The 18,415-nt window shown below is 42.0% G+C and carries 13 protein-coding genes; 12 read left to right on the plus strand and 1 reads right to left on the minus strand.

Annotated elements, in window-relative coordinates; all coding sequences use genetic code 11:
* Positions 1-37 precede the first annotated feature (37 nt).
* The 6 genes from ACYQ21_RS00405 to ACYQ21_RS00430 all read left to right on the plus strand — a co-directional run bounded on the left by ACYQ21_RS00405 (position 38) and on the right by ACYQ21_RS00430 (position 9,661).
* The gene (locus ACYQ21_RS00405; RefSeq protein ID WP_460054008.1) at positions 38-706 is read left to right on the plus strand and encodes a hypothetical protein; all 669 of its coding nucleotides are present in this window, start codon (positions 38-40) and stop codon (positions 704-706) included.
* A 321-nt stretch (positions 707-1,027) separates the two neighbouring features.
* On the plus strand, positions 1,028-2,137 hold the full coding sequence (locus ACYQ21_RS00410; RefSeq protein WP_460054010.1) for a GDSL-type esterase/lipase family protein: 1,110 nt from the start codon (positions 1,028-1,030) through the stop codon (positions 2,135-2,137).
* Between the two features lie 18 nt (positions 2,138-2,155).
* On the plus strand, positions 2,156-4,996 hold the full coding sequence (locus ACYQ21_RS00415; RefSeq protein ID WP_460054013.1) for a glycosyl hydrolase 115 family protein: 2,841 nt from the start codon (positions 2,156-2,158) through the stop codon (positions 4,994-4,996).
* A 136-nt stretch (positions 4,997-5,132) separates the two neighbouring features.
* Positions 5,133-7,091, plus strand: a complete 1,959-nt coding sequence (locus ACYQ21_RS00420) for a glycoside hydrolase family 20 zincin-like fold domain-containing protein (protein ID WP_460054015.1) — start codon at positions 5,133-5,135, stop codon at positions 7,089-7,091.
* A gap of 26 nt (positions 7,092-7,117) precedes the next feature.
* Positions 7,118-8,230 (plus strand): Gfo/Idh/MocA family protein, encoded by a 1,113-nt coding sequence (locus ACYQ21_RS00425; protein WP_460054016.1) that lies wholly within the window; start codon positions 7,118-7,120, stop codon positions 8,228-8,230.
* 54 nt (positions 8,231-8,284) lie between these two features.
* Positions 8,285-9,661: an MATE family efflux transporter gene (locus ACYQ21_RS00430; RefSeq protein ID WP_460054019.1), complete on the plus strand. Its 1,377-nt coding sequence runs from the start codon at positions 8,285-8,287 to the stop codon at positions 9,659-9,661.
* A gap of 50 nt (positions 9,662-9,711) precedes the next feature.
* Here the strand turns inward: ACYQ21_RS00430 and ACYQ21_RS00435 are convergent, their stop codons facing one another.
* Entirely contained in the window at positions 9,712-10,875 is a 1,164-nt protein-coding gene (locus ACYQ21_RS00435) for an ROK family protein (RefSeq protein ID WP_460054021.1), read from the minus strand.
* Between the two features lie 463 nt (positions 10,876-11,338).
* Between ACYQ21_RS00435 and ACYQ21_RS00440 the strand changes: the two genes are divergently transcribed.
* From ACYQ21_RS00440 to ACYQ21_RS00465, 6 genes are read left to right on the plus strand one after another with little or no spacing between them, the layout of a single operon-like run.
* Positions 11,339-12,442, plus strand: coding sequence for a Gfo/Idh/MocA family protein (locus tag ACYQ21_RS00440; RefSeq protein WP_460054023.1), 1,104 nt, complete (start codon positions 11,339-11,341; stop codon positions 12,440-12,442).
* Between the two features lie 42 nt (positions 12,443-12,484).
* Positions 12,485-13,909 (plus strand): glucuronate isomerase, encoded by a 1,425-nt coding sequence (gene uxaC, locus ACYQ21_RS00445; RefSeq protein ID WP_460054025.1) that lies wholly within the window; start codon positions 12,485-12,487, stop codon positions 13,907-13,909.
* A gap of 19 nt (positions 13,910-13,928) precedes the next feature.
* The gene (locus ACYQ21_RS00450) at positions 13,929-15,581 is read left to right on the plus strand and encodes a mannitol dehydrogenase family protein (RefSeq protein ID WP_460054027.1); all 1,653 of its coding nucleotides are present in this window, start codon (positions 13,929-13,931) and stop codon (positions 15,579-15,581) included.
* Positions 15,582-15,591: 10 nt separating this feature from the next.
* Complete coding sequence (uxuA, locus tag ACYQ21_RS00455) at positions 15,592-16,671, plus strand: mannonate dehydratase (protein WP_460054029.1); 1,080 nt, start codon at positions 15,592-15,594, stop codon at positions 16,669-16,671.
* Positions 16,672-16,718: 47 nt separating this feature from the next.
* Positions 16,719-17,381, plus strand: a complete 663-nt coding sequence (locus tag ACYQ21_RS00460; RefSeq protein WP_460054030.1) for a bifunctional 2-keto-4-hydroxyglutarate aldolase/2-keto-3-deoxy-6-phosphogluconate aldolase — start codon at positions 16,719-16,721, stop codon at positions 17,379-17,381.
* Positions 17,378-18,379 (plus strand): PfkB family carbohydrate kinase, encoded by a 1,002-nt coding sequence (locus ACYQ21_RS00465; protein ID WP_460054032.1) that lies wholly within the window; start codon positions 17,378-17,380, stop codon positions 18,377-18,379. Before ACYQ21_RS00460 ends, ACYQ21_RS00465 begins: the two co-directional genes overlap by 4 nt.
* The last annotated feature ends 36 nt before the right edge of the window (positions 18,380-18,415 follow it).

An 18,415-nucleotide genomic window follows, 5' to 3' on the forward strand; every position in this document is an offset into this window, starting at 1 on the left:
GAGTTCACGAAGTGAAACCGCAGAAAGGAAAAAAATTATGAAATTCAATTTTGATTTTTTGACAAACTGGACAGTTGCCGGTGTTAATGTCGTATATCGACTAACGGTGCAGAATCTTTATTTCATCATGTCAAATGCTTTATTTCTTGTCATGCTCCTGATTTTCAGGCTGACCATCAATAATTTTGTCTTGTTTCTTGTGCCAATCTTTCTGATGTTGAACAGCTTTTTGGCTCAGTTTAAGGTGATTGAAGCACATGAGGATAGATTACCTTTGAAAAAATATGGGGCCATTTATGTGACAAGTTTGAAACGGCATTGGCAAGTAACACTATTTTATACCTTCTTGATTGCCTTTCTCATCTTTGATTTACAAGTCTTGAGCTTGACACAAAACGTTCTGCTCTATATTCCTTTTCTGATTACCAGTGGTTTTCTCATGAGCAGTATGTTCTTTGTGCTTTTGATTTCGACGGATGATCGTTCGGCAACTCTTCCTTTAGGGCGCAAATTTTTCTCAGCCCTGTTGATTTCATATAAATTACCTTTGGTAACAGTTTTGAATATCCTGTGCTTGCTTGCGACTGTTGTGACCTTGCGAATTTTTCCAGTGGCTTACATTTGCATTCTTGGCGGGGCGATTAATTATCTGATTTACTTGAATTGCCAACGACGATTTTCAGTAAAATTGTACTTTGAAGATTAAGGACACCTCTAAAAACTCAGATTTGCCACTTTTGGTTAAATTTCCCTATCGCATCGTTATTGCTTTCGCACCTTGCAGTAGCAAATGGGCTTTCTGTGGCGAGTAATCGCAGCCACAAGCCTTGTCGCAATGCCTAGCCGAAGACAACTTCGTTGTCCTCATTGGTTGACTGAAAGCAATGCTTTCAACTAGAAAAATTTAACTCAAAAGTCATCAAAAGTCATCAAAAGCAGTTTTTAGAGGCGCCCTTAAAATAAACCAAGCATGAAAAAATGCTTGGTTTGGTTTACTTATAGCTGACTAAATGAGGGAAGAAAAAAGATGAATTGGAAAACCATTTTTGGTTATGTGAGTTCAGATTATCGCTCGTGGCCAAATGATCTACAGGCTGAGCAGCAAGTGATTAGTCTGAGAGTAGATGCAGGTGGCACGACGATACGTTTGGTGTTGGAAAATGAATATGGGATTGAGCCCCTTGATTTTAGCTCAGTCACTTTGATGTATGCGAATCAAGTTTATCCAGTTCAAGTCTTGCGACAAGATGCCATTTCGATTAGACCCGGTGAGCGAATACAGACGGATCCGATTGCACTTAGGTTTAATGCGGGGGATAGTTTTATCATTACGACACAACTAGCGCATCCAACGACGGTGACCAGTGGCATTGTGACCTATTCCAATCAAGAGATGCAGATTGAAAATTTTTATCAAGGTAATTTTGAGCCACAGACGCTGCGTTTTCGGACGAGACAAGAAAATCCACTCTTGCACTTTGTTTACGGTTTTCAGTATTTGGAGGCTGTGACGATGGCAGAAACGGTGCATGTTTTCGGTGATTCCTTGACTCAGCAAGGTTGGTTAATAGACGGCTTGAAACAACGGCTGCGTGATGAACATATCTCGGAATTTGGGCTGGTGAATCTCGGTATCGGTGGCAATCAGATTTTGGTTGGCACAGATAGACCGCAGGCTGATCCTTATTTCCGTCAGGGGTATGCGGGGCTAGCGCGTTTTGAACGAGATGTTTTCAGTTTAAATGCGCCTGATACTGTTCTTATTTTTCACGGTATCAATGATTGCTTGTTTGGCGATGCAAGGGCTGAAGAGATTATCGCAGGTCTGGAAAAATATGCGCTAATGACCAAACGTTACGGTAGTCGCTTGGTCGGCTGTACCTTGACACCAGCAGGCCAATCAGACTTTTATAAGGAAAGCTCTGAAAACAAGCGCCAAGCTGTCAATGCTTGGATTAGAAAGTCATCTCTGTATGATGCGGTATTAGATTTAGACGCTGTTGCGCATTATCCTGAGACACCACATGTGTTGAAAACAAGGCTTGATCGTGGTGATGGCTTACACTATAGTCAAGCTGGAGGTCACGAATTGGCACAAGCCTTGCCAGTTGAGCAAATCAATAAAATATTGCATTAATACTTGGAAGGAAGCTATATGTTGAAAAAATATCAATTTGCCACATTTAAGCAAATTATTTATACCGAGCAAGAATCGCCAGCGGTCAGTCATGCTGGGCAAAATGTGGCAGCAGATATGACAGCGGTCACAGGACATTCAGTCAAGGCTCAAGTTGCAGATGATTTAAATATCCCACATCAAATCATCGTTGCCAGTCTAACCAACGGTGAATCGTTAACTGCAGAGTTATTAACAGCGGGAAAAATCACCTCAGCTGAGCTTGCTCAAATCAATGGGCAGTGGGAAAGTTATTTGATCAAGTTTATTGACAATCAGTTGTTGATTATTGGTAGCGACCGCCGTGGGGCTGTTTATGGCCTTTATCACCTGTCAGATGAAATGGGGGTTTCCCCCTGGACATTCTTTGGTGATGCACCATTGCCCCAAAATCCTGAGGTTGCGATTCAACTTGATGGCACGCTTTTTCAAAAATCGCCTTCTGTCAAATATCGTGGTATTTTCCTCAATGATGAAGATCCTGCGCTCACGCATTTTTGTGAGAAAAATTTTGGAACCAGTGTTTTTGAGGACGCTGCTTTAAACAATCCTGAGGCTTATCCGGGTTTTAATCATCATTTTTACAGTCATGTTTTTGATATGATTCTGCGTTTAAAAGGCAATTACCTCTGGCCAGCCATGTGGGGCAATGCTTTTTGGACGGATGATTCTCAAAACGCTGAACTTGCTGAAAGTTATGGCATCGTCATGGGTACCAGCCACCAAGAATTTATGGCGACGAGTGATAAAGAATTTACGTGGTGGGCTGCTGAAAAGGGGTATACTGAAACCGACGGATCGCCCTTGGAATGGGATTTCTGGCGCAATGGCGATAAGATGACGGAGTTTTGGCGCAATAGTGTGACCACACGTCATCAAAATGAAAATGTCTATACCGTTGGGATTCGAGGGCTAGGCGATTCGCCGGCAGCGCCGATGGGCACGACTGAGGCTGATAATATCAAACTGGTCAGTGATGTTTTTCAAGCACAACGGCAACTTTTAGCAGATGCTGGTCTGAATCCTTCGGAAACGCCGCAAGTTCTGGCATTATATAAGGAAGTTGAAAATTATTATTATCACGGCTTGAATCAAGAAATTCCAGCTGATGTGACGATTTTACTAGCTGATGACAATCATGGTAATTTGAGAACCTTGCCAACTGATGACATGCGTGCTTTCCAAACGGGTGGTTTTGGCATGTATTACCATTTTGATTACCATGGCGGCCCCCGCGATTATCGCTGGATTAATACAAGCCCAATCGAAAAAACGCGTGAGCAAATGGTTATGGCCTATAATTACGGTGTGCAAAATCTTTGGGTTGTCAATGTTGGTGATCTGATTCCCTTGCAATATCCGATAGATTATTGGTTTAATCTAGCTTATGATATTGAGCGTTATGGTACGATCGAAGGGACAGCGAATTTTGCGTCTGAGTTTGCAACACGTGAATTTTCAGCCTATTTTCAGCCTGATGATGTCGCCAAAATTTCCCACGTTTTGACAAGCTACCCCCAATTAAATGCTGTCCGCAAACCAGAATGGTTGGGCTATGATGATTTCAATGTGTTGGATGGCGAAGCGCAAAACCATTTGAAGGCTTGGGAAGCATTGGACGAGACTGTCACGCATCTCTTGGGGAATTGTCCTGAAGTGGTGCATGATGCCTTCTATCAATTTGTCTACTATCCCGTTCATGCCTCGAGCAATGTTATCAAACTGATGCTTCATCTTGGCTTTCAGAAGATGGGTATCAAGCCAGAGAGCAGTGAAAAAATCGCCCGTCAGGCATTGGCAGAAGATACCGCGATTAATGATTACTTCAATTATCAGCTCCATGGTGGTAAATATCTGGGCTACGGCATGGAATTTCATATCGGTCAGACGACATGGTACTCGCCCTTGGAACAGTTTACTTTTCAACCGTCAAATATGTTAGATTTTTCTTTTGCGGACAATCCTAAACCTCATGAGCCACAAATTCGTGAGCTGACCTCAGATGTTTTAGTTGATATTGCTAGTGACCTGCCCAATCAAACAGCTGTTGAGCAAGACGGTGTGATTGCGATTTTGGCTAAAGAGTTTGCCAGTGATAGACCCGCTAAAAATGGCGCACGTTGGACGAGCTTACCCAATTATGGGCGTGAAAAATCAGCGATTAAGGTTCAACCTGATCAAGTCAGTGTTCACCCAAGTCAGATTGATGTGGCGAAAGTGTTGGCTGAAAATGCTTATGTTGACTTTAACATTTATGTCAAAACAGCAGGTATGGCAAGCGTTGTCACCCAATTTTCACCAACGACTTCACCGATTTTTAATGACTTAACACACTTGCGCTATGGGATTCAATTGATTGCAGTTGCAGATGACGGTAGTTTAATTGCGGATGAGCTTCAAATTGTCAATACCCTATCCGATGATTTCATGATTATGAATGATTGTGGTTTTACTTGGAGCGATGGGGTAGATACGGCAGTTCACACAGCAACCCTTCGAAATGGCAAGTCTTGTTTGTCTCAGCACCAGATAAAAAGTGCAGGATTTTACAAATTACGCATCTACATGATTGATGATGGTTTGGTCTTGCAAAAGGTTCAATTAGGCACAGCCAATCTGCCGACAGTTCGGACAGAAGACGGCTGTGATGTCCCACGCGCCTTGATTGGTCCAACGGATTGGTCAGGCAATAGTTTCATTGCCGATGTCAAATTTCAAGCCGGTCGTGATTCAGGCGGTGGCGATAAAAAATTAGCAAAAGGTGGCACCCTCCAAAATTATTTTGGGGTGAAGCCAAGTTATTTATATCGAAAATTTTGATAGCAACTAATCGAGTTTCGGCTCCTTGGTGTTATGAAAATAGATAAAAGTATGCACGAACGTTGTTCGTTTACGCCTTTTCCTAATTTTCTACACACCAAAGCAGTCGCCTCAACATCTTAACTAGGAGAAAATAATGTCAACAAGAGATAAATGTTGGTTAGACAAAATCATCACCAACGAAACTTATCAAAGGTATTACTTAGCAGAAAAATCAGCGCTTGCAACAACGATTGAGCAGGAGTTTGCAGCTCTATTTGACAATGCTCAGAAAAAAGCGCAAAAAAATGAGGCTGATATCGTGTTTGAAATCGTCACAAATGAAAAACTAGGTCAAGAAGGTTTTGAGCTGACCGTTTCTAAAAATGGCGTCGTGATTTCAGCCAACAGGTCAAAAGGCTTGCTTTACGGTTTTTACCATCTTTACACACGTTTGGCACAGGGGAAAGCCATCACAGCAACCGTGTCTGTGCCTGACCAAAGCATCCGGATGATTAACCATTGGGATAACATGGATGGATCAATTGAGCGTGGTTATGCGGGGAATTCGATTTATTATCAAGATAACACCTTCCGCCGTGATTTTGAAACCATCCGCAACTATGCACGCTTATGGGCATCTGTCGGGATTAATGCGATTTCGATTAACAATGTCAATGTTCATAAGGTTGAAACACGTTTGATTCTCGAAGAAAATTTGCCAGAAGTCAAATACATCGCGGATATTTTCAGCGCCTATGGCATCAAAACCTATCTCAGTGTGAATTTTGCCTCGCCTAAACTCGTTGGTGGTTTGACGACTTCTGACCCATTAGACGAAGGTGTGAATGATTTCTGGGCAGATATTGCCAAAACTATCTATCGTGCCATTCCTGATTTTGGTGGCTTTGTGGTTAAGGCTGACTCAGAAGGCGAACCGGGACCTTTCACTTATGGTCGTGGGCATGATGATGGCGCTAATATGTTTGCGCGTGCCTTGGCAGCTTACGGCGGTCAAGTCATCTGGCGCTGTTTCGTTTATGATTGCGCACAAGACTGGCGTGATCGTTCGATTGATCGGGCGCGTGCTGCTTATGACCATTTTATCGACTTGGACGGTAAATTTGATGACAATGTGACCTTGCAAATCAAACTTGGCCCCATTGATTTTCAAACGCGTGAACCTGTGACCCCCTTATTTGGTGGCTTGAAAAAGACCAATCATATCATCGAGTTCCAAATCACACAGGAGTACACAGGGCATCAAAAACATATCTATTATTTAGCGCCTGTTTGGAAAGAAGCTTTAGACTTTGATACCAAGGTCAATGATAAAGAAAATCTAGTCAAAAATGCGCTCAAAGAAAATTCAGTCATTGCATCACGTTCTGGGATTGCAGCAGTCGGCAGTGTTGGTATGGATGAGAATTGGACGCACCATAAATTGATGCAAATCAATCTCTTTGCCTACGGTCGTTTGTGTTGGCACAATGATTTGACCTCGCAAGAAATGGCTACAGAATGGCTGGCTTTGACTTTTGACCTGTCAGAAAGCGCAAGAGAAAAAGTCTTGGACATTTTATTGACCTCTCGTGAAACCTACGAATTTTACACTGCACCGCTTGGCATTGGGTTCATGGTTAAACCGCATTTGCATTATGGGCCAGACATTGACGGTTATGAATATGACCGTTGGGGGACTTATCATTTTGCTGACCGCAATGGGATCGGTGTCAATCGGACATCTGTTGATGGTACTGGTTATGCAGGGCAGTATGCGCCAGCGCGTGAGGCGGAGTATAATGATTTGGCGACCTGTCCAGATAATCTGGTTCTGTTTTTCCACCACTTGCCCTACACGCATGTGCTTCAAAGTGGCAAAACCTTAATTCAACACATTTACGATACGCATTTTGAAGGTGTTGCGCGTGTTGAAAACTACATTGCAACTTGGCAAGATTTAGCTGACGAACTCCCACCAACAGATTTTGAAAATGTCGCAGAACTTTTGCAGGAACAATACAGCGTTGCCAAGGATTGGCGTGACCAAGTCAATACGTATTTCTTACGAAAATCAGGGATTGCTGATGAAAAAGGGCGTCAAATCTACGCTTAATGAAGTCCGACTAGGAGTGATCAAAAATGGTAGAACAAATCAAGATAGGCGTTGTTGGGTTAGGTAATATGGGAATGACCTATGCTAAAGCACTTTTAGCGGGTCGGATTCCTTCTGCGGTTCTAACAGCAGTTTGTGTCAATGGTGCTGTGAAAGCTGAAAAAGCAAGAGCAGAGTTTGGTGACAATGTGCAGTGTTTTGGTGACTTTCAAGAATTCATCAGCTCAGATGAAATTGAGGCAGTCATCATTGCCACGCCCAATCAAACCCATGCTCCCATGGCGACAATAGCTTTTCAAGCAGGTAAGCATGTCTTGCTTGAAAAACCAGTTAGCTTAGACATTCGAGAAGGCTACGATTTGGTGGCGCTGGCAGAAAGTCAAGGCTTAACCTTTGCCGTCATGCACCACCTGCGTTTTAATCCACAATTTCAAAAACTCAAAGCTTTGTTAGAGACACAGATAATCGGTCAGATTCAACGTATTCACTGGGATAATCTGCGCTATTTTCGACCACAAAGTTATTACAATAGTCTGTCATGGACAGGAACATGGGAGAAAGATGGCGGTGGTTTGCTGATTAATCAAGCCATTCATGAGTTAGACTTGCTGAACTTTCTCTTTGGTGAGCCGAAAAGCTTGTTAGCCTATACGCAGTTTGGCGCTTACCGTAATGTTGAAGTTGATACCGAATCAACCCTTATCTTAACCTATCCGAATGGTGCAAGCACCACTTTTGTGACCTCGATAAATGAACCGTTAGGACAGGAAAACCTACGGATTGTTGGGGAATTGGGCGAGATAAAGTGGTTAGGAGATGGCAAAATTACAGTTACCAAGCTAAATCAAGCAAGTGTTCAGGCTGGCACACCAGAAATTTCTGAAACTTATGATATCGCCATTAGGCTAGATGACAATAGTTGGCAGGCTGATTTAATTGCCAGTATTGCCAATTTTTCTCAGCATATTTTAGATGATAAGCAACCATTAATCGCGCCGGGACTTGCAGGCGTTAAAAGTGTTGAACTGGCAAAAACAGCTTGGGCATCGGCTTATTTAGGTCAATGGTTGCAGTTTCCAGTCAAGCCAGCTGAAATTGAAGATAGCTATGACCAGATCAAACAAGCGTACGGTAAGTGACACATCATCCACCAAGTCTGTTAAAACACACCTAACATCAAAAGGATAAAGGCAATGCGTTTAACTCAAATTAAAAAAGTTGTTACAAAACGACTGCAACAGGATTTTTCAGGGCAACACTTTTCAACAGCAGCCTTGCGCCAACTTTTTTTGCCTGTCTTGATTGACCGAACATTTTTAATCATGTTCGGTTTTATTAATACAGCCTTAATCAGTGCTAGTGGCTCAGCCACCATTGCGGCAGTCAATATGGTCGAGAGTCTAAATGTCTTTTTAGTCTCGATGATTAGCGCCATTGCACTGGCGGGTACTGTCTTAGTGGCGAGAAATTTTGGTGCAGGACGGCGAATCAAAGTCGGAAAAATTATGACGACCAGTATTTTAATCACTTTCGTGATAGGCGTGTCGTTTTGTCTAGGGATGTTACTTTTTAAAGGTTCTATGCTTGAGACCATTTTCGGGTCAGCCCAAGCAGATGTGATGGACATTGCCCAATTTTATTTTCTGGGTGTGTTGTTGACCTATCCAAGTCTTGCCATTCTTGAGGGAATAAATGGTGTTTTAAGAGGGATTAGTCGAACAAAAAGTACCTTGACGATTTCTTTGTTTACCAATCTTCTTTATTTGGCTTTGAGCTTGATTTTAGTTATCGGTCTGAAACAGGGGATTTTAGGTTTGATGATTGCCATGAATTTCTCGCGGATTTTAGGTGCTATCTTTGCTTTAAGGTTACTTTTAACAAGTATGAAAGAAGATGGCTTTAAACTGTCTCGACTGACACAGATCAATCGGCAGCAAGTCTTTTCTGTCATCAAAACAAGCATACCATTTGCCAGCGAACAACTCTTTTTCAATGGTGGCAAAATTATCATGCAGATGATTGTCGTGCAACTGGGGACTTCCGCAATTGCAGCGCACGCTATTATCTCGACTTTGGCGCCGATGTCGGAAATCATTCCGATTGCACTATCAATTATTATCATTCCGATTGTTGGGCAAAGTCTAGGGCAGAAAAATCCGCATGATGCCAAAAAAATAACCCGAGTATTTCTCATCTACGGGTCATTGATGGTATATGCCATGGATCTACTGGTAATGATACCAGCTTTTCCGCTACTCATGCGTTTATTTCATGTCGCAAGTGATGTTCAACCAATCGTTCGTCAGACTTATTGGGTCATTATCATTTTTCATGGTCTAACCTTTGCCTGCTCTGCGATTTTACCTGCCGCCCTGAAAGCAGCAAAGGACGCTGTTTATTCAACGACCGTTTCGCTTGTAACAATGTGGGGGATTCGAGTTATCTTAGGTTATCTATTGGCTAAGACTTGTCACCTAGGTGTTTTTGGGATTTGGCTAGCCATGGCAGCAGAGTGGTTAGTAAAAGATGTGATATTATATGCGAGATTTCATCGCAAAAAATGGCAGTGAGGACAAAGCTTTGTTTGAACCGTTTAGAATCGGTGTGGCCTTATGACTGATTAACCAAGATGGTGATTGTATTTTAGGTTGGGAATATTGAAGTAATCTTGAAGGTTTAAGGCAATCGCACCTAAAATTGTCGCTTGTTCATGGAGAGAAGAATTACGAAGGACGACATTTTTAGTAAAGGCGCTTTTGAGCTGTTCCTGCATCAGCTCACTAATCTCAGGGAGTTCTTTAAATAAATCCCCATTAAGCGTGATAATGTCTGGGTCAAACGTTAGGATGAGACCATTAACACAGTTGGCAAGCATCTCAACAATTTCATGAATAAAGGCAAGGGTTTCAGGGTCCCCAGTTCTGAAAAATTCGCGGATGATAATCATATTGACAAAATCCATGTTTTTGAGTTGTCCAAACTGTCTATAAATGGCTTTCAGACTTGTATATTGTTCTAAACACCCGGCATTGCCACAGATACAACGTAAACCGTTTTCTTTGATGATCGTATGACCGATTTCTCCAGCATTACCACTCCGTCCTTGCTGAAGCACACCATTTTGGATAATCCCCGCACGAACACCGTTACGGACGCTCAGGTTAACCAAATAGTTGCTAGGTGAGGCAAAAGCATATTCGCCGAAAGTCGAGAGATTCACCTCATTTACGATGTGGATAGCAAAATCATACTTGTCTTTGAAAATTTGATAAAGGTCAATTTGATCCAGATTTGAACGCGGTGTGAAAGTAATTTTTTGATGATTAACAGATCCATGAATGGCAATGGTTAGGCCGATAACGCCAAGTTCGGTTTTGGGGAGTTGCGCGATTGTTTGTTCGATAATTTGTGTCAACATTTCAACAACGTTATCTTTTGTGATATTGACATCGGTTTCTTTCGTTTGAAAAATAATCTGCTGATTCAGATAACTCGCAGTACACTCCAGATAACCTGTATCAATATTTAGAAGTAAGCAGGCACCCGCTTTTTCATTGAAATAAATCATAATCGGTTTTCGACCGCCGCTAAGGCCACCTTGACCTATCCCTTTTTCAATCACGACCTTTTGATCTAATAGGTCTGAGATGATGGAGGTAATGGATGTTTTATTTAATCCGATCATCTTAGCAAGTTGGATGCGAGAAATACCGTCTGACTTAATAATTTCTTGCAAGACAGTGGAGACATTTTGCTCCCGAACTTTAAATTTATCTGTCTTCATATGGTGCTCACTTTCTTTTTGAACTTGACGTTGAGATGACTAAGAAAATTATCATCAAGCATGCTATCATTATAACAAAAAAAGGGAAAAATTTGAATCATTTATTATGTCCATGCGCCAATTAGACACGATTAATGAAGGATGAATTAAGTTTTGAGATGTCTTTGATAAATAAAAATAAAAATTTATCTTATAGGGCTTGCAAAACAGATTGAAAATGATTACAATATAATTACGGCGAGTTGGTAAGTTCGAGTTACGAACTATGAGATTTAGGAGTTGCTTGAGTCTTACAGAGCGATTTAATCTATCTTAAACGTATAGATAATCGTAAATGAATCATCATGAAACCTGTATTTTAACTTTAATCCGATTTTTCTTGAAAAAGGCGGAGCGAAACAATTAATTAAAAATAGCACTTTAAATGATACTTGTTCTAAAGTGTAGACAAAGGACGATGAAAATGGAATTGATCATAATAGGTGGTGGTTGGCGTTCAGAATTTTATCTGCGACTGGCGCAGAAAATGCCCGAACGCTATAAAATTATAGCGGTTGTAACGATTAATCCTGAGCAGCAAGCACAGTATGCCAAGGCACCTTGGCATTTGACTTGTGTTGCGAGTTTGGCAGAAGGTTTGAAACTCGGGACGCCAGATTTTGTCGTGATTTGTGTGCCACCGACAGCTGCGACTCAAGTTTCGGTTGACGTCATGAAACTTGGCTTGCCAGTTCTGTCTGAAACACCGGCAGGAAGTAGCTTGGAAGACTTGCAATATTTGTCAGAAAATATGCCCACGAACGCCAAATATCAAGTGGCAGAACAATATTATCTGAGACCGGATATGGCTCTTCGCTTGTCCTGCCTTGCCCAAGGGAAAATTGGCACACCTCAACTTGCTTTGGTTTCCCTAACCAATAACTATCATGCGATTTCGCTCATGCGTAAATTTTTAAATGTTTCAGGACACGAAACGACAGTTAAAGCACAGCGTTTTCAAGTGACTGGTCAGCCCGGCTTTGAACGCGGTGGGCTAGCTGACTCAGAAACATTTAATGTCTACCAACAAACCTTGGCGACTTTTGATTTTGGGCAAGGCAAGACAGGCATCTACAATTTCGAAGATGATCAGCACCGTAGCTTTATCCGCTCCCAACATATTCAGATTAAAGGTCATCGCGGTGAGCTGAATGATCAGGAATTGCGTTATCTAAAAGATTTTCAGACGCCGATGATTTCGCAATTTAAGCGCATCAATAAAGGCGAGTACGAAAATATGGAAGGTTTAGGATTTAAGGGCTTGATTTTGGATGGCGAATGGATCTATCAAAATCCCTATCCTGAAGTCGTGTTGTCAGATGATGAGATTGCCCTAGCGAGTTGCTTAGATAGAATGGCAGAGTATTGTAAGGGTGGTCAATCCGCCTACTCATTTGCGCAAGCCGCACAAGATTTTTATTTGACCTTATTGATTGAATCAGCAATTGTCACTGGCAAAGCTGTTCGCACAGAAACACAACCTTGGACTGCCACACTCTTAAAAGATTATGAAACACAAAAATCATAATCTGACAGTCAACTATCTATCTATTTGAGAAATGGAGATGCCATGTTTATTGATAAAGATTTTTTACTAGAAAGTTCATTAGCAAAATCCTTGTTCCATGAGGTTGCTGAAAATTTACCGATTATTGATTATCACTGCCATTTGGAGCCGAAACAAATCGCTGAAAATACCCGGTTTCTATCTATAACCGCATTATGGCTAGAAGGTGACCATTATAAATGGCGTGCCATGCGTGCCTGTGGCATATCGGAAGCAGCGATTACTGGTGAGGCGAGCGACTGGGAGAAATTTTATGCTTGGGCACAAACAGTTGAGCGCTTGCTTGGTAATCCCTTGTACCATTGGACACACCTAGAGCTCAAACAATATTTTGGCATCACGGAACTTTTGACGTCAGAGAGTGCTGAAAGGATTTATAAAGCCTGTAATGACTACCTAGCTGAACATGACGTGACAGCACAATCTTTGATTTTAGCCTCTCATGTGAAGTACATCGGGACAACGGATGACATGTTGAGTGATTTAAGCTATCATCAACAGATTTTAGCCTCAGATTTCCCTTGTGTGGTTGCACCAAGTTTCAGACCAGACCCAGTGATTGCCATTGAAAAAATTGGTTTTGCTGATTATATTCAAAAAATTGCTGAGTTTAGAGGCAAAAAAATAGCAGGATTTTCAGATTTGGTTGACTTTTTAGATCAACGCTTGCAATATTTCACTGAAAATGGTGGCAGTGTTAGCGATCATGGTTTTACCTTCTTGGTTTACGAAGCAGCGACACCTGATGAGTTGGATAATATTTTCAAAAAAGCAATGGCGAAACAACCGCTTGAACAAGATGAAATTGCCAAATGGCAAGGTCAGATGATGGTGGCACTAGGCAAACTTTATAAGCGTTATGATTGGGTCATGCAACTGCATTTTGGTGCTGTCCGAAGTGCCAATACTCAATTGTTTGAGCTAGTAGGGGCGGATACAGGTGGCGATTCAATCTATGATCAAGCTGATTTGGCCATACATTTGAATCAATTACTAAATGCCCTTGATCAAACAAATGAACTCCCTAGAACGATTTTGTATAATACCAACCCAACACAAAATGACATGATTGTTACGACCTGTGGCAATTTCCAAATGAATGACGATGGCATCAAAAGTCGTGTCCAATTTGGCGCTGGCTGGTGGTTCAATGATACCTATCGTGGCATGATTCGCCAGATGGAAAGTTTAGCTGACAATGGTGTTCTGATGAATTTTGTTGGGATGTTGACCGATTCGCGTAGCTTCTTAAGTTACTCAAGGCATGATTATTTCCGCCGTATTTTGGCAAATTATATGGCGGAGAAAGTCGCAAAAGGCTTTTACCCTGATGATACTCAGCTACTTGGTCAGATGATAGAAGCCATCAGCTATACCAATGCCAAAGACTATTTTAAATTTGACCAACTAAATGAATCAAATCTTTGAAGATTAGAAATGGAGCGCTTTGGTGGAAATTACAGAGAGTTATCTAACAGCACGTGACCGATTTACCGATAAAAAAATCAACACGCCAACCTATGATGAGCAGATTATGCGACAAAAAACACAAGAAAATCCTGAATGGGTTCATTTTGGTGGTGGGAATCTCTACCGTTGTTTCCACGGACAGGTTGCGCAAGATTTATTGAACGCGGGCGATCTTGAAACAGGGATTATCCTTGTCGAAACTTTCGGGGAAGATATGATTGACGAACTTTATCATGGTTTTGATAATCGTTCCCTGACCGTCGTGATGAAATCTGACGGCACCTTTGAAAAAGAACTGGTCGCCTCCACTGCTGAGAGCTTATTCGCACACGCTAGCCGCCCTGAAGATATGGCGAGACTGGTCGACGTTTTTCAAAATTCGAGTCTGAAATTAGTCAGCCTGACGATTACAGAAAAAGGCTATATCATAAAAGATTCCTCTGGGAAACTTTTGGCACAAGTTGCTGAAGACCTTCGGACGACCATCAGTTTTGAAAATTTGCAGCACACCATGTCTAAACTGACCTATCTCCTTCTGAAACGTTTTCTAGCAGGTGCAGCACCGCTCGCCGTGCTTTCGACGGATAATTTTTCGCATAATGGCGACAGGCTAAAAGCAACGGTTCTAGAAATTGCGCAAGGTTGGCAAAAGGCAGGCCATGTCACACAAGACTTTGTGACCTATCTCGCGTCGGGTGATAAAGTCAGTTTTCCGTTTTCGATGATTGACCGCATCACACCCCTGCCAAATCAAGCCATAGCTGAAAAATTAGCGTCAGAAGGCATTGAAGACATGCTACCGTTTACCTCAGCCAAACAAAAAATGTTACTGTCTGCCTTTGTCAATACAGAAGAAGTCCACTATCTCGCTATCGAGGATGCTTTTCCAAATGGTCGACCAGCTTTTGAAAAAGCAAATGGTGTCTTGATAGGAGATCGCGACACGATTAACAAGGTTGACTTGATGAAAGTCTGCACCTGTTTAAATCCGCTGCACACAACACTTGCCATATTTGGCTGTTTACTTGGTTTTGATCGGATATATAAGGAAGTTCAGGATAAAGATTTGCTGAGCTTGATTGAACAAGTTGGCTTTATTGAAGCCTTACCGGTTGTTGAAAATCCAGAGATAATCAAGCCAGTAGATTTCATCAAAGAAGTCATCTATCAGCGATTTGCCAATCCGAATATTCCAGACATGCCACAACGGATTGCATCGGATACGTCTCAGAAAATTGGGATTCGTTTTGGTGAAACTCTGAAAGCCTATGTGGCAGCACCGGATAAGGATGTACGAGACTTAACCTTTATTCCTTTAACGATTGCCGCATGGTGTCGTTATCTACTAGCAATTGATGATAAAGGTGAGGCGTTTGAAGTCAGCCCAGACCCACTATTAACAGAATTACAGGCACACTTAGCCACAGTAACCATTGGTGGGGGGCAAGAAACTCATCAGATTTTGCGACCGATTTTAAGCAATCAACAGATTTTTGGTGTCAATTTAATAGAAATTGGTTTAGCTGAAAAGATTGAAAACTTCTTCGACCAAATGATTCAAGCACCGGGCAGTATCAGACAGGTACTGCAAGAAACTCTAACAAATTACGCACAAGAAATAAGAAAGTAGGAATATAGTAATGAAAATGACAATGCGTTGGTATGGTAAAAATGATGATCCAGTCAAAATTGAAAATATCCGTCAAATTCCCGGGATGACAGGTGTTGTAGGTGCTTTGTTTGATGTGCCGGTTGGTGAAGTATGGCCAGAAGATAAAATCAAAGCGCTAAAAGATGATGTTGTCGCAGCTGGTTTAGAGCTAGAAGTGATCGAGTCAGTCAATATCCACGAAGATATCAAGCTTGGCTTGCCGTCACGTGATCGTTATATCGAAAATTATAAAGAAACGATTCGCCGTTTAGCCAAAATCGGTATCAAAGTCATCTGCTATAATTTCATGCCAGTATTTGACTGGATGAAAACAGAGATGGCTTACCAGCTTGAAGATGGGTCAACGACCATGGCATTCTTCCTTGAAGGCGTCCAAAAATCGCCAGAGGAGGTGGCAAATGATGTCTTATCTCAAAATGAAGGCACCGTCTTGCCGGGTTGGGAACCTGAACGTTTGGCAGATGTGACAAAATTGATTGACCAATATCAAACAGTAACAGAAGCTGATCTGAGAGAAAATCTCAAATATTTCCTAGAGCAAATCATCCCAGTTTGTGAGGAAGTTGATATCAAGATGGGCATTCACCCAGATGATCCACCTTATTCAATTTTTGGTCTACCACGCATTGTCAAAAACCGTGATGATTTAGACTTTATCTGTAACGCTGTTGATTCGCCCTATAACGGCATTACTTTCTGCACAGGCTCTATCGGTGAAGACCCTGATAATGACCTTGTTGCAATCGTTGCTGAGTTTGCCAAGCGAGATCGAATTCCCTTTGCACATGTTCGTAATGTTAAGTTTATTGGTGACAATGGTAAAGATTGTTATGAATCTGCACATTATAGTCCTTACGGCTCGCACGATATGTTTAAAATCATGGCAGCCCTCTATGACAATGGTTTTGATGGCTATATTCGACCCGACCACGGTCGGATGATTTGGGGAGAAACAGGTCGTCCGGGTTACGGTTTATACGACCGTGCCTTGGGTGCCATGTACTTAACAGGTTTGTGGGAGGCTTTGGAAAAATGCCAAGTGAAGTAAACTACTTTGTTCGCTTAGTGTTAGAAAAGAGATGAAGGATTGACATCATGAAAAAGCAAAAGATACTCAAAAAATTAGAAGATGCAGGCGTTATCGCCGTTGTTCGTGGCAGTTCTAAAGAAGAAGCGATTCAAGCATCACAAGCCCTTGTTGTAGGAGGTATTGTTGGACTTGAAGTGACCTTTACCGTTCCCAATGCCAATCAAGCGATTGCGACATTAAGCGCCCAGTATCAAGGTGATGAAAAAGTTGTCGTAGGCGCAGGAACTGTCCTTGATGCCGTGACAGCTCGTTTAGCGATTATGGCAGGTGCTGAATTTGTCGTCAGTCCAACCTTTGACCAAGAAACGGCTGAAATCTGTAACCTCTATCAAATTCCTTACCTTCCGGGCTGCATGACCATTACAGAAATGAAAACAGCCCTCAAAGCAGGCGTTGACATCATCAAACTTTTCCCCGGCAGTGCTTATGGACCAAGCATTATCTCAGGTTTTAAAGCACCGATGCCACAACTGAATATCATGCCAACTGGTGGTGTTTCCTTAGATAATATGGCAGACTGGTTCAAGGCAGGTGTCGTTGCTGTTGGTGTAGGAGGCAATCTCCTGGTCCCTGCAGCTAAAGGAGATTTTGAAGGCGTGACAGCGATTGCCAAACAGTACGCTGAAAAGTTTGCTGACATTAAAAAACAATCAGTAGGTGCCTTATGAAAGTTTTAACCCTTGGCGAAATCATGTTGCGTTTATCGACATCAGCCCATCAACGTTTGGCAAGTGCATCAGATTTTAAAGGACATTACGGTGGTGGTGAAGCAAATGTTGCCCTATCTCTCGCCAACTTTGGACATAAAGCTTATTTTGCTAGTCTGGTGCCTGATAATTTGTTGGGGTTAGGGGTTAAACAACATTTACAAACGTATGGCGTTCAGACCGATTATTTACAATTTGGTGGTGAGCGCTTGGGCACCTATTACTTGGAAATGGGAACAGCCAATCGTGCCAGTCAAGTCATTTATGATCGCGCCTATTCAAGTTTTTCGCAAGTTGCAACTGATATTTGGTCAGACACAAATTTGTTTGACGGCATTGACTTGTTTCATATTTCAGGGATTACACCAGCCTTGTCAAAAACTTGGCAAGGCTTGACACGACAACTGATTGAAAAAGCCAAATCAGCAGGCTGCAAAATTAGTTTAGATATCAATTATCGCGGGAAACTTTGGACACAAGCACAAGCAGGTGCGGTCATCCGAGACTTACTCCCATTGGTTGATTACTGTTCAGCGGGTGAGTTAGATGCTAGATATATCTTAGAGCTATTTGCAGATAAGGATTTGTCAGTTGATTTGGCAACGTGTTACCAAAAAATAAGGCAAGCCTATCCCAATCTATCGGTACTCTATTCGACCAAACGGCAAGTTCACTCGTCATCAGAAAATACACTGCAAGGTTTTATTGATACAGATGGTCAACTTACAAACTCTAAACAGTATGAGATTCGACCCATCGTTGACCGTGTGGGGAGTGGCGATGCCTTCTCAGCAGGTGTCTTACACGGTATCTTAAACAATTGGTCAGCGCAACAAACGATTGACTTTGCCACAGCTGCTTGTGTTTTGAAACATACGATTGCAGGCGATGCCAATTTATTCTCGGAAGCAGATATTCAAGTCTTTCAAAACGCTGTTTCTGGTGAAATAAAACGTTAATAGCACAAAAAAGAAAGTTCGTTGACCGAACTATTA

The organism is Pseudolactococcus yaeyamensis, assembly GCF_054658615.1.

Coding starts and splice junctions, on each gene's coding strand:
- ACYQ21_RS00405 (WP_460054008.1), top strand. CDS start 38: ATGAAATTCAATTTTGATTTTTTGACAAACTGGACAGTTGCCGGTGTT.
- ACYQ21_RS00410 (WP_460054010.1), top strand. CDS start 1,028: ATGAATTGGAAAACCATTTTTGGTTATGTGAGTTCAGATTATCGCTCG.
- ACYQ21_RS00415 (WP_460054013.1), top strand. CDS start 2,156: ATGTTGAAAAAATATCAATTTGCCACATTTAAGCAAATTATTTATACC.
- ACYQ21_RS00420 (WP_460054015.1), top strand. CDS start 5,133: ATGTCAACAAGAGATAAATGTTGGTTAGACAAAATCATCACCAACGAA.
- ACYQ21_RS00425 (WP_460054016.1), top strand. CDS start 7,118: ATGGTAGAACAAATCAAGATAGGCGTTGTTGGGTTAGGTAATATGGGA.
- ACYQ21_RS00430 (WP_460054019.1), top strand. CDS start 8,285: ATGCGTTTAACTCAAATTAAAAAAGTTGTTACAAAACGACTGCAACAG.
- ACYQ21_RS00435 (WP_460054021.1), bottom strand. CDS start 10,875: ATGAAGACAGATAAATTTAAAGTTCGGGAGCAAAATGTCTCCACTGTC.
- ACYQ21_RS00440 (WP_460054023.1), top strand. CDS start 11,339: ATGGAATTGATCATAATAGGTGGTGGTTGGCGTTCAGAATTTTATCTG.
- uxaC (WP_460054025.1), top strand. CDS start 12,485: ATGTTTATTGATAAAGATTTTTTACTAGAAAGTTCATTAGCAAAATCC.
- uxuA (WP_460054029.1), top strand. CDS start 15,592: ATGAAAATGACAATGCGTTGGTATGGTAAAAATGATGATCCAGTCAAA.
- ACYQ21_RS00460 (WP_460054030.1), top strand. CDS start 16,719: ATGAAAAAGCAAAAGATACTCAAAAAATTAGAAGATGCAGGCGTTATC.
- ACYQ21_RS00465 (WP_460054032.1), top strand. CDS start 17,378: ATGAAAGTTTTAACCCTTGGCGAAATCATGTTGCGTTTATCGACATCA.